The sequence below is a fragment of the Frateuria sp. GZRR35 genome (genome assembly GCF_051900415.1).
Classification (GTDB): domain Bacteria; phylum Pseudomonadota; class Gammaproteobacteria; order Xanthomonadales; family Rhodanobacteraceae; genus Frateuria_A.
Genome location: NZ_JBHZGL010000004.1, coordinates 83,315 through 96,246, shown reverse-complemented (window position 1 = coordinate 96,246; position 12,932 = coordinate 83,315). Strand labels below are relative to the sequence as shown.

The 12,932-nt window shown below is 68.2% G+C and carries 21 protein-coding genes; 13 read left to right on the top strand and 8 right to left on the bottom strand.

Going from position 1 to position 12,932, the window contains the following annotated elements:
- The first annotated feature begins 53 nt into the window (after window positions 1–53).
- The 6 genes from ACFWZ3_RS06700 (at window position 54) to rlmH (ending at window position 4,380) form a co-directional block, all read left to right on the top strand.
- Window positions 54–578 carry an RNA polymerase sigma factor gene (locus tag ACFWZ3_RS06700; RefSeq protein ID WP_439707114.1) on the top strand — a complete coding sequence of 175 codons (525 nt, stop codon included), beginning with the start codon at window positions 54–56 and terminating at the stop codon, window positions 576–578.
- Between the two features lie 4 nt (window positions 579–582).
- A complete protein-coding gene (locus ACFWZ3_RS06695) occupies window positions 583–1,251 on the top strand; it encodes an NrsF family protein (protein ID WP_439706960.1) in 669 nt (222 codons plus the stop codon).
- Between the two features lie 43 nt (window positions 1,252–1,294).
- Window positions 1,295–1,906 carry an HD domain-containing protein gene (locus tag ACFWZ3_RS06690; protein WP_439706959.1) on the top strand — a complete coding sequence of 204 codons (612 nt, stop codon included), beginning with the start codon at window positions 1,295–1,297 and terminating at the stop codon, window positions 1,904–1,906.
- A 40-nt stretch (window positions 1,907–1,946) separates the two neighbouring features.
- Window positions 1,947–3,011, top strand: coding sequence for an NAD(P)H-dependent flavin oxidoreductase (locus ACFWZ3_RS06685; protein ID WP_439706958.1), 1,065 nt, complete (start codon window positions 1,947–1,949; stop codon window positions 3,009–3,011).
- Window positions 3,012–3,149: 138 nt separating this feature from the next.
- Window positions 3,150–3,494 carry a ribosome silencing factor gene (rsfS, locus tag ACFWZ3_RS06680; protein WP_439707113.1) on the top strand — a complete coding sequence of 115 codons (345 nt, stop codon included), beginning with the start codon at window positions 3,150–3,152 and terminating at the stop codon, window positions 3,492–3,494.
- A gap of 415 nt (window positions 3,495–3,909) precedes the next feature.
- Complete coding sequence (gene rlmH / locus ACFWZ3_RS06675) at window positions 3,910–4,380, top strand: 23S rRNA (pseudouridine(1915)-N(3))-methyltransferase RlmH (RefSeq protein WP_439706957.1); 471 nt, start codon at window positions 3,910–3,912, stop codon at window positions 4,378–4,380.
- Window positions 4,381–4,387: 7 nt separating this feature from the next.
- Here the strand turns inward: rlmH and ACFWZ3_RS06670 are convergent, their stop codons facing one another.
- Window positions 4,388–4,897 carry a hypothetical protein gene (locus tag ACFWZ3_RS06670; protein WP_439706956.1) on the bottom strand — a complete coding sequence of 170 codons (510 nt, stop codon included), beginning with the start codon at window positions 4,895–4,897 and terminating at the stop codon, window positions 4,388–4,390.
- 115 nt (window positions 4,898–5,012) lie between these two features.
- Entirely contained in the window at window positions 5,013–5,192 is a 180-nt protein-coding gene (locus ACFWZ3_RS06665) for a CsbD family protein (protein ID WP_439706955.1), read from the bottom strand.
- A 229-nt stretch (window positions 5,193–5,421) separates the two neighbouring features.
- On the opposite strand from ACFWZ3_RS06665, the gene ACFWZ3_RS06660 reads away from it, so the two are divergent.
- Window positions 5,422–6,621 carry a zinc-dependent alcohol dehydrogenase gene (locus ACFWZ3_RS06660; protein WP_439706954.1) on the top strand — a complete coding sequence of 400 codons (1,200 nt, stop codon included), beginning with the start codon at window positions 5,422–5,424 and terminating at the stop codon, window positions 6,619–6,621.
- A 14-nt stretch (window positions 6,622–6,635) separates the two neighbouring features.
- The gene (locus tag ACFWZ3_RS06655; RefSeq protein ID WP_439706953.1) at window positions 6,636–7,067 is read left to right on the top strand and encodes a hypothetical protein; all 432 of its coding nucleotides are present in this window, start codon (window positions 6,636–6,638) and stop codon (window positions 7,065–7,067) included.
- A gap of 78 nt (window positions 7,068–7,145) precedes the next feature.
- Here the strand turns inward: ACFWZ3_RS06655 and ACFWZ3_RS06650 are convergent, their stop codons facing one another.
- From ACFWZ3_RS06650 to ACFWZ3_RS06640, 3 genes are all read right to left on the bottom strand, one after another.
- Window positions 7,146–7,391: a hypothetical protein gene (locus tag ACFWZ3_RS06650; protein WP_439706952.1), complete on the bottom strand. Its 246-nt coding sequence runs from the start codon at window positions 7,389–7,391 to the stop codon at window positions 7,146–7,148.
- 16 nt (window positions 7,392–7,407) lie between these two features.
- Window positions 7,408–7,797 (bottom strand): DUF1622 domain-containing protein, encoded by a 390-nt coding sequence (locus ACFWZ3_RS06645; protein WP_439706951.1) that lies wholly within the window; start codon window positions 7,795–7,797, stop codon window positions 7,408–7,410.
- Between the two features lie 70 nt (window positions 7,798–7,867).
- On the bottom strand, window positions 7,868–8,248 hold the full coding sequence (locus tag ACFWZ3_RS06640) for a hypothetical protein (RefSeq protein ID WP_439706950.1): 381 nt from the start codon (window positions 8,246–8,248) through the stop codon (window positions 7,868–7,870).
- Between the two features lie 232 nt (window positions 8,249–8,480).
- On the opposite strand from ACFWZ3_RS06640, the gene ACFWZ3_RS06635 reads away from it, so the two are divergent.
- The 3 genes from ACFWZ3_RS06635 to ACFWZ3_RS06625 all read left to right on the top strand — a co-directional run bounded on the left by ACFWZ3_RS06635 (window position 8,481) and on the right by ACFWZ3_RS06625 (window position 10,050).
- Window positions 8,481–9,293 carry an SAM-dependent methyltransferase gene (locus tag ACFWZ3_RS06635; protein ID WP_439706949.1) on the top strand — a complete coding sequence of 271 codons (813 nt, stop codon included), beginning with the start codon at window positions 8,481–8,483 and terminating at the stop codon, window positions 9,291–9,293.
- A gap of 123 nt (window positions 9,294–9,416) precedes the next feature.
- Window positions 9,417–9,647: a hypothetical protein gene (locus ACFWZ3_RS06630; protein WP_439706948.1), complete on the top strand. Its 231-nt coding sequence runs from the start codon at window positions 9,417–9,419 to the stop codon at window positions 9,645–9,647.
- Window positions 9,648–9,726: 79 nt separating this feature from the next.
- A complete protein-coding gene (locus ACFWZ3_RS06625) occupies window positions 9,727–10,050 on the top strand; it encodes a hypothetical protein (RefSeq protein ID WP_439706947.1) in 324 nt (107 codons plus the stop codon).
- 312 nt (window positions 10,051–10,362) lie between these two features.
- On the opposite strand, the gene ACFWZ3_RS06620 is transcribed toward ACFWZ3_RS06625, so the two are convergent.
- Complete coding sequence (locus ACFWZ3_RS06620; RefSeq protein WP_439706946.1) at window positions 10,363–10,887, bottom strand: hemerythrin domain-containing protein; 525 nt, start codon at window positions 10,885–10,887, stop codon at window positions 10,363–10,365.
- Window positions 10,888–11,077: 190 nt separating this feature from the next.
- On the opposite strand from ACFWZ3_RS06620, the gene ACFWZ3_RS06615 reads away from it, so the two are divergent.
- Complete coding sequence (locus ACFWZ3_RS06615; RefSeq protein ID WP_439706945.1) at window positions 11,078–11,338, top strand: hypothetical protein; 261 nt, start codon at window positions 11,078–11,080, stop codon at window positions 11,336–11,338.
- 178 nt (window positions 11,339–11,516) lie between these two features.
- Window positions 11,517–11,777: a hypothetical protein gene (locus ACFWZ3_RS06610; RefSeq protein ID WP_439706944.1), complete on the top strand. Its 261-nt coding sequence runs from the start codon at window positions 11,517–11,519 to the stop codon at window positions 11,775–11,777.
- Here the strand turns inward: ACFWZ3_RS06610 and ACFWZ3_RS06605 are convergent.
- The gene (locus tag ACFWZ3_RS06605) at window positions 11,774–12,286 is read right to left on the bottom strand and encodes a Mut7-C RNAse domain-containing protein (protein WP_439706943.1); all 513 of its coding nucleotides are present in this window, start codon (window positions 12,284–12,286) and stop codon (window positions 11,774–11,776) included. The genes ACFWZ3_RS06610 and ACFWZ3_RS06605 overlap by 4 nt on opposite strands.
- 105 nt (window positions 12,287–12,391) lie before the next feature.
- A complete protein-coding gene (locus tag ACFWZ3_RS06600; protein WP_439706942.1) occupies window positions 12,392–12,856 on the bottom strand; it encodes an NUDIX domain-containing protein in 465 nt (154 codons plus the stop codon).
- Window positions 12,857–12,932: the final 76 nt, after the last annotated feature.

Below are 12,932 nucleotides of genomic sequence, written 5' to 3'. Positions count from 1 at the left end.
CCGTGCTTGCCGACCCTGCCAGCGACACTCCCGAACGCCGCCGCGCCGCCTGGATGGCCGCCGCGCAGGCGGGTGACCGGCGTGCCTACGAGCGCGTGCTGGCCGATTCCGTGGCGCTGATCCGCGCGGTCGCGCGCCGCCAGGGCGTGGCCCGCGACCACCTCGACGATGTCGTGCAGGAAACCCTGCTGACCATCCACCGCGTGCGCCATACCTACGATCCGTCCCGTTCCTACGACGCCTGGCTGTCCGCGCTGGCCGCCCGCCGCGCGATCGACGGCCTGCGCCGCAGCGGCCGGCAGGCGCACCGCGAGGTCGGCGACGAACTCGCGGTCGCCATGCACCCGGACGAACGGGACGCCAGCAGCGAGAGCGACCGGGCGCAGCAGGCGAAGCGCCTGCGCGCGGCCATCGCCGAGCTGCCGCCGGGCCAGCGCGAAGCGGTCGAGCAGTTGGGCCTGAAGGAACTCTCGCTGGAAGAGGCTTCCGCCCGCACCGGCCGCAGCACCGGCGCGCTCAAGGTCAACCTGCATCGCGCGCTGAAGGCCCTGCGCGGCCGCATCCACGGAGACGACTGACGTCATGGCCGACCCGCACGCCCACGACCACCTGATCGCCTCGCTCGGCGCCGAGCTGGCGCCGGTGCGCCGGTTGCGCCCACCGTGGTTGCGCACGCTCGGTTGGCTGGCGGTGGTCGCGGTCATCGCGCTCGGCTTGCTGGCCCATTACGGCAGCGCGCCGATGCTGACGCGCTGGGCTGGCGCGCCGGACCTGGGCTGGGCAGGCCTCGGCGCCGTGCTCACCGCCATCGCCGCGGCCTGGGCCGCCTTCGCGCTGGGCGTGCCGGGCCGCCGCGTCGCGTGGGCATGGCTGCCGCTGGCGCCGGCGCTGCTGTGGATCGGTGCCAGTGGACTGGGCTGCCTGCGCGGCTGGGTCGCGCCGGCCACGTACGTCGCCAGCGCGCCGGAGGCAGGTGACTGCCTGTTCTTCATCATCGGCTTCTCTGTCCCGCTCTCGGCGTTGCTGGTGGTGCTGCTGCGCCGTGCCTGCCCGCTGCGGCCGGTGCTGACCGCGATGATGGTCGGCCTGGCCAGCGCCGCTGCGTCGGCGAGCCTGCTGGAGATCTGCCACGCATACGACGCGGCCGCGACCGACCTGGCGATGCACGCACTGGCGGTCGCCGTGGTGGTCGGCGCGAACGCCGCGCTGGGTGGGCGCCTGCTCACGCCCGGGATGCGTCGCGCTTCCTGAGACGGACCAGGCACAGGCTGTCGCCTTTACAGGGAGGACAGCCATGCTCAGCGAACGCTTTACCGCCGCGGTCGATTACGCGCGCATCGTCCATTCGCGCCAGACCCGCAAGGGCACCGCCATCCCGTACATCCAGCATCTGCTGGGCGTGGCCAGCCTGGTGCTCGAGCACGGTGGCGACGAGGACCAGGCGATCGCCGGCCTGCTGCACGATGTGGTGGAGGATTGCGGACAGGCGCATGCCGGAACCATCGGCGAGCGCTTCGGCGAGCGCGTGCAGGCCATGGTGCTCGGCTGCACCGATGCCACGGCGGAGGCGAAGGCCGGCTTCGACGACGACGGTGCCCGCCGCCGCGACTGGCTGCGCCGCAAGCAGGCCTACCTGAACCATCTGGCGCATGCCTCCGACGACACGCTGCTGGTGTCCGGCTGCGACAAGCTGCACAACGCCCGCGCGATCGTCGGCGACCTGGAGCGTGCGGAAGTGGGCCAGGGCGTGTTCGCCCGCTTCACCGGCGGCCGCGACGGCACGCTGACCTACTACCGGCTGCTCGCCGACCTGTTCACCCAGCGCGGAGCGTCGATGGCCGGTGCGCTGGAAAGGGAAGTCGAGCGCATGTACGCGCTGGCGGGGGAGCCGCACCGCGACGGCTGATCCGGCGCGACAATGGCGGCCTGCCGTCGAGGAGTCCGCCATGTCCGTCTTCCTTCGCTCGCTGGGCGTCGCGCATCCGCTGATCCAGGCACCGATGTCCGGTTCCAACACGCCTGCGCTGGTGGCCGCGGTGAGCGGCGCCGGCGCGCTGGGTTCGCTGGGCGCCGGTTACCTGGAACCGCAGGCCCTGCTCGACGAGGCCGCGCAGATCCGCGCCGCCACCGACCGCCCGTTCGCCATCAACCTGTTCGTCCTGCCCGACGACTTCAGCGTCGACGAGGCGCAGGTGGCGACGATGCGCCGGCGCCTCGACGCGCTGATGGCCTGCGAGGGGCTGGACGTGCGCACCGAGCTTCCCGCGCGCTGGGCGCCGCGCTTCTCCGACCAGCTGGCAGCGTTGCGCGAGGCGCGCCCGGCGGTGGCGAGCTTCGCCTTCGACGTGCTCGACCACGCGCAGGTGCGCGAGTTGCAGGCATCGGGCATCCGCGTGGTCGGCACCGCCACCAGCGTGGCCGAAGCGCGGGCATGGGCCGGGCGCGGTGCCGACGCCGTGTGCGTACAGGGCGCCGAGGCAGGTGGGCATCGCGGCACATTCCTGCATGCGGCCGAGGAGGCGATGGTCGGGCTGTTCGCACTGGTGCCGCTCACGGTGGCGGCAGTGGACATCCCGGTGATCGCCGCCGGCGGGATCATGGATGGGCGCGGCATGCGCGCGGCCGAGCTGCTCGGGGCCGACGCCAGCCAGCTCGGCACCGCGTTCCTGGCCTGCCCGGAATCGGCCGCGGCACAGGCGTGGAAGCGCGACCTGCCGCAGGCGCAGGACCACCGCATCGGCACCATCTACAGCTTCTCCGGCCGCGCCGCGCGGGGCCTGCGCAACCGTTTCGTGGAAGCCATGCAGCCGTTCGCCGCCGAGCTGCCGCCGTACCCGATCCTCAACGCGCTGACCGCCCCGTTGCGCCGTGCGGCCGCGGCCGCCGGGCGGGGCGACCTGCTTTCGGAATGGTGCGGCCAGGCCGCCGCGCGGGTGCGTCCGATGCCCGCCGCCGAGCTCGTCCGCGTGCTGGTGGAGGAGTACGCCACGGCCCGCTGCACGCCCGCTTGACGTGCCATAGAGTTGCGCCGGGTATACTGGTCTGGCGCCATTCCGCGCCCTGAGTACGCCCCGAGGCACCCCCGCTTGAGTACGTCTTCCCGTAGCCAGCCTTCCGTCGCCGCCAAGAAAGCGGCCGATACCACCGACCTGCGCAAGCACGTGATCGACGCGCTGGAAGAACTCAAGGCCAAGGACATCCGCGAAATCGACGTCCGTGGCAAAACCTCGATCGCCGACCTGCTGGTGATCGCCTCGGGCACCTCCGCCCGCCACGTCAAATCCATCGCCGACGAAGTGGTCAAGTTCGCCAAGAAGGCGGGCGTGATACCGCTCGGCGTCGAGGGCGAGCAGGAAGCCGAGTGGGTGCTGGTCGACCTGGGCGACGTGATCGTCCACGTCATGCTGCCGCGCATCCGCGAGTTCTACGGCCTGGAGCGGCTGTGGATGGTGGGCGACCGCGAGCCGGGGATGGATGCGGCGAGCGCTGGTTGACCTTTTTTGCTGCCTCTCCCTCCGGGGAGAGGCCCGCTCTTGCGGTCTGCTACCCATCGCGCTTTTGCCCCCTCTCCCCTCCGGGGAGAGGGCTGGGGTGAGGGGCCACTCTTGCGAGTCACTACCCACGAAGCGCAAGCCTTTCGCGCCCTCTCCCCTCCGGGGAGAGGGTTGGGGTGAGGGGCGCTCTTGCGATTCACTACCCACGAAAGTGCAAGCCTTTCGCTCCCTTTCCCCTCCGGGGAGAGGGTTGGGGTGAGGGGCCGCTCTTGCGATTTACTTGCTCGAAGCGCCTGCTGCTTTTGGAGGAATTTCCACTGAACATCCCGGCGAGCCCCGACCCCTTACCTCAATCCTCTCCCCGGAAGGGAGAGGAGGCGAAGGTGGCGCTGCGCGCCGCTTATATCGTCTGATCATGCGCGCGCGCATGATCGCCATCGGCGAACGCATGCCCGGCTGGGTGGCCGAGGGCTTCGCCGAATACCGCAAGCGCCTCTCGCACGAACTCCCGCTCGAACTGGTGGAGCTCAAGCCCGGCGCCCGCGGCAAGGGCCGCGACGATGCGCGCGCCATGCACGACGAAGGCGTGGCGATCCTCGCCGCGCTCCAGCGCGACACCCATGTGATCGCCCTGGACGGCCGCGGCAAGACCTGGTCGAGCGAGGAACTGGCGGGCCAACTGGCGAACTGGCGCATGGCCGGTCGCGACCTGGCTTTCCTGATCGGCGGCCCCGACGGCCACGCACCCGAGGTGCTGGCGCGTGCCGACCAGCGCTGGTCGCTCGGTCCGCTCACGCTACCGCACATGCTGGTTCGCCTGGTGCTGGCCGAACAGCTCTACCGCGCCAGCACGCTGCTGGCCGGCCATCCTTACCACCGCGCCTGACGATGATCTAGGCCGCCAGCTGCGGCACCTCCGGGTGCGCGTGCAGCGGCAGGTGCTTCGCACCGGTGGCGAGCACGCCCGGGCAGGCGGCGGTGAGGTCGTCACGGGTGGCATCGATGATGACCAGGATGCGCCCGGCGTCGATCTCGTCCTTGAACTTGCGGTGCACGGCGTCCGGCACGTCGGTGCCGACCAGTGCACCGGTCCAGCAACCCACCGCCGCACCCGCCAGCGCGATGGCTGCGCCACCGGCGAGCGTCACCCCTAGCGGCGGCACTGCGACCGCGATCAGCCCCAGCAACACGCCAGCGCCGCCGCCGCAGGCGGCGCCACGGGCGGCGGCCGGATAGAAGTCCGTACGGCCGACCATCAGGTGATCGGGAATCTGTTGCAGTTCGATGTCCTCGCGCGCGATCAGCGAGATGTCGTCGTCGGGGATGCCGGCCTGCCGGGCGGCCGCCATGGCGGCACGCGCAGTGGCGAGATCGGGGGTGCTGAACCCGCAGCGGGTTTTCATGGGGCGCCTCCGGATAGCGGCCCCGACCGGCATGGCCGGTAGCCATGCCGGTATGTTTCGCGCGCGGGAGTGATGGTTGCGTTGTGGGTGGCCGCGGCGGCTACCGGGGACGGCCTCAGTCGTCCAGATCGTCGATCTCGTCCTGCGCCTGGCCGATGTTCTTCTGTGCCTTGCCCGCGTTCTTTTCGAGGTTGCCGGCCACTTCCTTCGAGGTGTTGCCAGTCAGCTTGCCGACGCCTTCCTTCACGGCGCCCTTGACCTGGTGCTCGGTGCCTTCGATGCGGTTGTCATTCATGTGTGTCTCCTCCGGGCCTGCTGGGTGCAGGCTCAGCTTGTTTATAGGGCGACGCGTGTTCAGCGCTGGTGACAGTGACGCAAGCATTTCGCAGCCGTTGCCTGCCTGCCGGACAAGCAGGCAGCCGCTTGTTTCCAGCGAGGAAATCCACGCAGGCTCTTCCCGCTGCGAAGACATGCGCATGGTTAGCTTGCCGCGCATCGCAGCGCACGCCCCCGGAGGAGAAGCCATGCTCGCCACCACCTATCGCCGGCCCTACCGGGTGCGGGCCGCCCATGTACCCGAGCCGGCGATCGAGCATCCGGACGACGCCATCGTGCGGGTCACGCGCGCCTGTATCTGCGGTTCGGACCTGCACCTCTACCACGGGCTGGTGCCGGACACGCGCGTGGGCTCGATCTTTGGCCACGAGTTCACCGGCATCGTCGAAGAGGTCGGTGCAAACGTGCGCAACCTGAAAGTCGGCGACCACGTGCTGGTCCCGTTCAACGTGTTCTGCGGTGCCTGCGCATCGTGCTCGCGCGAGCTCTACGGCAACTGCGAAAACGTCAATCCCGAAGCGACCGCGGTCGGCGGCGCCTACGGCTACTCGCACACCGCCGGCGGCTACAACGGCGGCCAGGCCGAGTACGTGCGCGTGCCCTTCGCCGACGTCGGCCCGACGGTCATCCCTCCGGACATCCATATCGAAGACGCCGTACTGCTCACCGACGTGGTGCCCACCGGCTACCAGGCCGCCGAAATGGGCGACATCCACGAGAACGACACGGTGGTGGTGTTCGGCGCCGGCCCGATCGGCCTGATGGCCGCGCGCTGCGCCTGGCTGATGGGAGCGGGCAGGGTGATCGTGGTGGACCAGTACGACTATCGCCTGGAGTTCGCGCGCCGCTTTGCCCAGGCCGAGACGGTCAACTTCCGCGAGGTGGACGACATGGCCGTGCACATCAAGAAGATGACGGACTGGCAAGGCGCGGACGTGTGCATCGACGCGGTCGGCTGCGAAGCCGACGGCAACGCCATGCAGACGCTGACCGGGGTAAAGATGAAGCTGCAGGCCGGCGCCGCCACGGCGCTCTACTGGGCGATCAATTCGGCGCGCCGCGGCGGCAACATTTCGATCGTCGGCGTGTATGGGCCGACCTTCAACCTGGTGCCGATCGGCAGCGCGATGAACAAGGGCCTGACCCTGCGCATGAACCAGGCCAGCGTGAAGCGCCACCTGCCGCACCTGATCGAACACATCCGCGCGGGCCGGCTCAAGCCGCGCGAGCTGATCACCCATCGCGTGCCGCTGGAAGAGGTCGACGAGGCCTACCACCGCTTCTCGGCGAAGGAAGACGGCTGCATCAAGACCGTGCTGGTGCCGCCGCGCGCCGCCCACATCGACACACCTACGCCGGTGTCCCCGGCATCCAGCCACCTGCACTGACGAGGCCTCGATCCATGAACCAGGCGACCGACCATTCGAACATCCCCGACTGGGGCGTGGACCTCGACCCGGCCAGGCGCCCGGCCGTGCCGATGGAGCACACCCCGCCGCGGCTGGAAGGCGTGCACTGGGACCGCCCTGCGCAGCAGCCGCATACGGTCGAAGTATTCCACTCGGTCGAACGGCCCGGCATCACGCCGGTGTTCGGCACCAGCGTGCCGCCCAGCGGCGCGAGCGGCTGGATCCGCCGTCGTGCGTTCCAGCGCAGCGAGAGCGACCTGCGCCACTGGATGCTCCTGCTGCTGGCCGACCGCGTGAACGTGGCCGAAGGCCTGCTGGACGACGTGCGCCGCTCGCCGCGTGCGCGCGCCGCCGCCTTCGGCGTGGCCGGCGCGGCGCTGGCGTTGTGGATGCTGCGTCGGCGTCCCGCAAGACGCACCCCGTAGGGTGGGCTTCAGCCCACCGTCCGTACCAGGCGAGTGGCCGGTGGGCTGAAGCCCACCCTACGTGCCCGGCGCACGTGCTCAGCTCGTCGGCGCGTCGTCATTCTTCAAAACCCCGCGCAGGTTGAACATGAACAGCCCCACCTGCAGCCCGATCAGCGCCCAGGCGCGGTCATGCCAGCCCCACGCGACCCACAGCACGTTGCTGAGGACGAAGCACCAGAAGCCCCAGGTGCGCTTGCGCCGCGACAGCGAACCGACCAGCCAGGCGGCCACCAGGGTGATCGCCATGGCCGGCCATTGCAGCGCGTCGATCAGGTCGCTCATGGGCTGACCGCCTTCTTCATGGCGGTCCGGCGTGCCGGGCGCGTGCCACCGCGGCGTTGGCCTCGCGCTCCTCGACCATCTCCCGCGAGAGGAACCAGTTGAGCCCCGTGCGGATCACCGCGATGGCGCCGAGCTTGCCGATCTCCTGCCAGCTCGGCGCGATGGCGGTGGAGAGGATGTCCGCGCCCAGCTGGAACTCCAGCGCGAGCGCCAGGTAGCGCGAGAGCGTGAGGCGAATGCGGTTGTAATCGTTGGCCTCGCGCAAGGCGATCATGCGCGCGAACTGCCACACGGCCAGCAACATGCCGATGCCGACGGTGACCGCGCCAACCGTCTCGATCAGCAGCTTCAGCCACTGCACCGCCTGGATCACCCATGCTTCGGTGGCCTCGAAACCCTCGCTCATCGGTCAGGTGCCCGCGCAGAGCATGCGCTCGGTCGCGCGCATGGATCGATCACGATGGGAGGGCGAGCGCTCAGGCCGGCGAATCCGGATTGCGCATGGAGGCCATCGCCGCGTGGGCGTGGTGCTTGATCAGCTCGCCGCACACCTGCACTGAACCGGCGAACTGCAGCAAATCCACATCGGCGGCATGGATGTAGGGAAGCACGGCCAGTTCCACCGCACGGTGTTCCTTGAACGCCTCGGCGCAGATCAGTTTCTGCTCGTGATCCGCGCGGTCCTCGATGGCGGGGTAGAACATGGTTTCCTCCCACTTCGTGCGCGGGATCGGCAGCGTCTCGATCTGTGTGAGGAGGCTGTGCCGCGTATCGGCCTCGCGGTCGGCGATGATTTGCGCGAACAGCCCGCGCAGGCGGTCGTGTTCGGTGTCGGGTGCGTCGAGGATGTCGGGCATGGACGTCTCCGCAGGATTCTGGCTATTGCATAACCTCCGGTGTGGCACTGCTGTGAACCGCTCGAACAGCAGATTGGTGCACGCAATGCTTTTTCATTGAGCGGGCGAGCGTGCCGGATGCTGTGGCGTCTCTGGTTCGGGTATCGTCGGGATTGCAGCGCAGACATGCGCGAGGGGGTTCTGTCACACTTGTCGATATCGGCCGTCGCGCCATCGCCGTAGGGGGATCGGCATGAGTACGCACCAAACCGCCGGCGGCCTGGTCTGCGTTGGCATCGGCATGACCCTCGGCTCGCACATCAGCCCGCTGGCGCGCAGCTACATCGAACAGGCGGACGTGGTTTTCGCCGGCGTGTCGGACGGTCTGGTCGAGCGCTGGTTGCAGCGCATGCACGCGGACGTGCGCAGCCTGCAGCCGTACTACGCTCACGGCAAGTCGCGCATGCACACATATCGGCAGATGGTGGACGCGATGCTGGTCGAGGTGCGCGCGGGCAGGCGCGTCTGCGGCGTGTTCTACGGCCATCCCGGGGTGTTCGCCTGGGTGCCGCACAAGGCCATCGAAATGGCGCGCAGCGAGGGCTACCACGCGCGCATGGAGCCGGGTATCTCGGCCGAGGACTGCCTGTACGCGGACCTTGGCATCGACCCGGGAACCTGCGGTTGCCAGCACTTCGAGGCGAGCCAGCTGCTTGTCTACCGTCGCCGCATCGATCCGAGCGCGTGGCTGATCCTGTGGCAGGCCGGGCTGGCGGGCGACCGTTCGCTGAAACGCTTCTCCACCGGGCCCGCCTACCGCCACGTGCTGGTCGACGTGCTTGCGCGCGACTACCCGATGGATCACGAGGTGATCGTCTACCAGGCTGCGACACTGCCGATCGGCGCACCCCGTATCGAGCGCACGACGCTGCGCGCGCTGCCCGGGGCGCAGCTGGGTATGGCCGACACGCTGGCCATACCGCCAGCGCAGGCCATGGAGCTCGACGCTGAAATCTGCGCGCGCCTGGCGGCGCTGGATGCAGCCTCGGAAGAGGTCACGGCATAGCCGCGCTGCATTTCCCGGGCGCCTCTCAGAGGTTTCTAGGCGGGGTATGATCGTCCCGGGAGGCCAATGCGCGCTGCCGCAGAATCGCCTCCCGGACACCCGATATCACGAAAGGAAATCCCTATGACAGACATGATCGATATGCTCGAAAGGATGGGGAGCGACGCCGGATTGCGCGATGCCTCCAGGCAGGATCTGGAGCGGGTGCTGAACGCGGGACAGATCAACGAGCCCTTGCGCGAGGCGATCCTGTCGGGCGATCGCGCGGAGTTCCAGTCACTGATGGGTACCGGTCCACAGTTCAGCGTCATCATGCCGGGCGTAGGTGAAGAGGCGGGCAACCCCTCCTTCTGAACTACCGAAGGCTTGGCCACCGGGCTACATGGGGTGGATATCGCGCGGCGCCCAGGACCGACGGGTCGGGTTACTTGACTTGCACGTGCTGGTCGACGCGCTGGCGCGCGACTACCCGATGGATCACGAGGTGGTCGTCTACCAACCCGATATCACGAAAAAGGAAATCCCTATGACAGACGTGATCGATATGCTCGAAAGGATGGGTAGCGACGCCGGCTTGCGCGATGCATCCAGGCAGGATCTGGAGCGGGTGCTGAACGCGGGACAGATCAACGAGCCCTTGCGCGAGGCGATCCTGTCGGGCGATCGCGCGGAGTTCCAGTCACTGATGGGTACCGGTCCGCAGTTCAGCGTCATCATGCCGGGTGTAGGTGAAGAGGCGGGCAACCCTTCCTTCTGAACTACCGAAGGCTCGGCCACTCGGCTACTTGGGTGGATATCGCTGCGCCCAGGACAAACGGGGTCAGGTTATTTGACTTGACCCCTTTCTCTACCTCCGGACCGGAGATGTGGCACCGGCGTTCTGCGCAAGGCGGCGCATGAGCGACGCCCCTGGTGCATCGAGCCACGGTATCAACCAAGCACTGAAAGGTGACCTGGCCTCAGGTTTCGGGTTGGCGCGAGGACATGACCATATTCGCCCGGCCCTCGCGTCACCCCGCACCACGGGGGCAATGCAAGGCAGGCCCGGTGCGATGCACGCATGTCGCTGTCAGGCTGGCGAATCCGGGTTGCGCATGAAGGCCATCGCCGCGGTCTTCACCTTGGCATAGCTGGTGATGGCGTCGGCGCCCGAGGAATCTTTCCAGTTGGCGTACTTGCGGTCGAAGTCAGCCAGTTCCTCGGCGCTGAACAGCTCCCGGACGGCATCGAACATCTTGGTCTCTTCCTCGTGCGCGTGGTGCTTGATCAGCTCACCGCACACCTGCACCGAACCGGCGAACTGCCGCGAATCCACGTCGGCAGCATGGATGTCGGGCAGAACGGCCAGTTCCACCGCGCGGTGCTCCTGGATCGCCTCGGCGTAGATCAGTTTCTGTTCGTGATCCGCGCGGTCCTCGAAGGCGGGGTAGAACACGGTCTCCTCCCATTTCGCGTGTGGAATCAGCAGCGCCTCGATTTTTTTGAGCAATTCGTGGCGCGCGTCGGCTTCGGAGTCGGCAGTCTTGTTGATCTGTGCGAAAAGTTCGCGCAGCTGATCGTGTTCGCTCTTGAGCGTATCCAGAATATTGGGCATGGCGGCGGCTTCCCGATTTGGTTTGTCCGCATTGCATAGCGCGGGGCGTGCGCCGGCCGTGAACCCGCATCGCACCCGCGGTGTTGCCGCCCGGATGCTGGTTTTGAAAGAGTTACCATGCGCTCGTGCGCTTGCGCGACACCCACGCCGCAGGACGATGGGCGGCATTCGACAACCCGAGGAGAAAAGCATGTTCGATGCGATCGGTTTTCTGGAACAGGTTGGAAAGGATGCGTCGCTGCGTTACTGCCGGCCGGAACAGCTTGACGATGCGGCGTCCAAGGCGCAGATCGACATGGTCGAGTGGAAGGCGCTGACCGCAGAGCCATCCGCCCCGATGCAGTGCATGCAGTTTCCGTCCGTGGAGGGGGCCGACTCCCGGGCGTTCATCTGCATGCAGGTTGTGGGCGTGGAGTCACCGGAGGAGGTGGACGGCGGAAGCCTGCACTAGGCACCAACCGGATCGGCGGCGCGTGCGTGGTATGCCACGCGCGACCCCGTGCCATCGCTTCGCATCCCGGTCCCGCGAACGGGATGCTGTTTTGAAAGAGCCGCCATGCGCTGTTGCGCTTGCGCGACACCCGCGCCGCGGGGCCACGCGCGGCATTCGACGACCCGAGGAGAAAAGCATGTTCGATGCGATCGGTTTTCTGGAACAGATTGGCAAGGATGCGTCGCTGCGTTACCGCCGGCCAGAGCAGCTTGACGATGCGGCGTCCAAGGCGCAGATCGACATGGCCGAGTGGAAGGCGCTGACCGGAGAGCCATCCGTTCTGATGCGGTGCGCGCAGGTCCCGTCTGTAGAGGCGGTTGTCTCCCGGGCGTTCATCGGCCTGCAGATCGTGGGTGTTGAGCCGCCGGAGCAAGTGGACGGCGAAAGCCTGCACTAGGCGCCAGCCGGATCGGCCGGGTTCGCACGCCGTATGTCGCGTTCGAACCCGTGCCACCGCTCAAGGCGTGCCCGCATGCGCCGCACGTGGCTGCCGGGCCAGTAGATCCGGCCACAGCCGGGGCAGGTGCGCAGCGGGCCGGGCAGCTCCCGCGAACGCGCAGGGATGCGGTCGCGCTCTTCCGGCGTGGCTTCCCTCAGCGGTGTGTTGTCGAGCAGGCAACGGCTGAACGGCGCGAGTGTCCAATCGAGGTCGAGCGTCATGACCAGTTCTGCCGCCTGGGCATCGATGTCGTTGGCCACCAGCAGCAGCACCGGCATGCCGCCGCCTGCGTGAGCCGCCAGATGGCGGTCGCGCGTGAGCAGCACCCGCGCCTGGGCCTGGCATGCCTCCAGGATGACCCGGTCGGTAGCGCTGCCCGGCGCGAGCGCAGTGTCGTGGCCGGCGGCCCGCAGCCAACGGGCGAGGCCAGCCAGCATGGCGTCACAGAAGAGCCGGGGCGGTGGCATGGGCTTAGTTGATCGTGCCGATAGCCGATGTCGCGTGATCGACCGACGCCACGGAGGAAACGCGAACGCAGACACTGCACACCACGCAAAGGCATGGCGTTGGCGCTATGCGCCCGCGAGCATCGCATCCAGCCAGTCCAGCAGGGGCGCCTGGCTGGGCAGGATCTGCTGGCGCGCCTGCGCCAGGGTGAACCAGGCAACGCGGTCGATCTCCGGAAAGGAGGCTTGTTGCCCGCTGTGCGGTGGCCATTCAATCTCGAACAAATTGCTACGCACGGTTGCAGGGTCGAGATCACCCTCGAGCGCAAACGCTTCAACCCATTTGCCGCCACGTTGGCGAAGACGGCCAAGGGCGACCAGGGCGCCGACCGCCGGAACACCGAGCTCTTCCTCGAACTCGCGCCGCGCGCACGCCTCGGCTTCCTCGCCAGCGGCCAGCTCGCCCTTGGGCAGCATCCACGCACCCGCGTCGCGGCGGCGCCAGAACGGACCGCCCGGGTGGGCGAGAAGGACTTGCGCCACGCCTTCGTGCAGGCGGTAAAGCAGGATGCCGGCGCTGGTGATGGGCATGTTTGTGCTCCGCTGCCGAGCCCGCGTTCACGGGGCCCACGGTAACATCAGGGCTCCGACTTGTTTCCGGAGACCG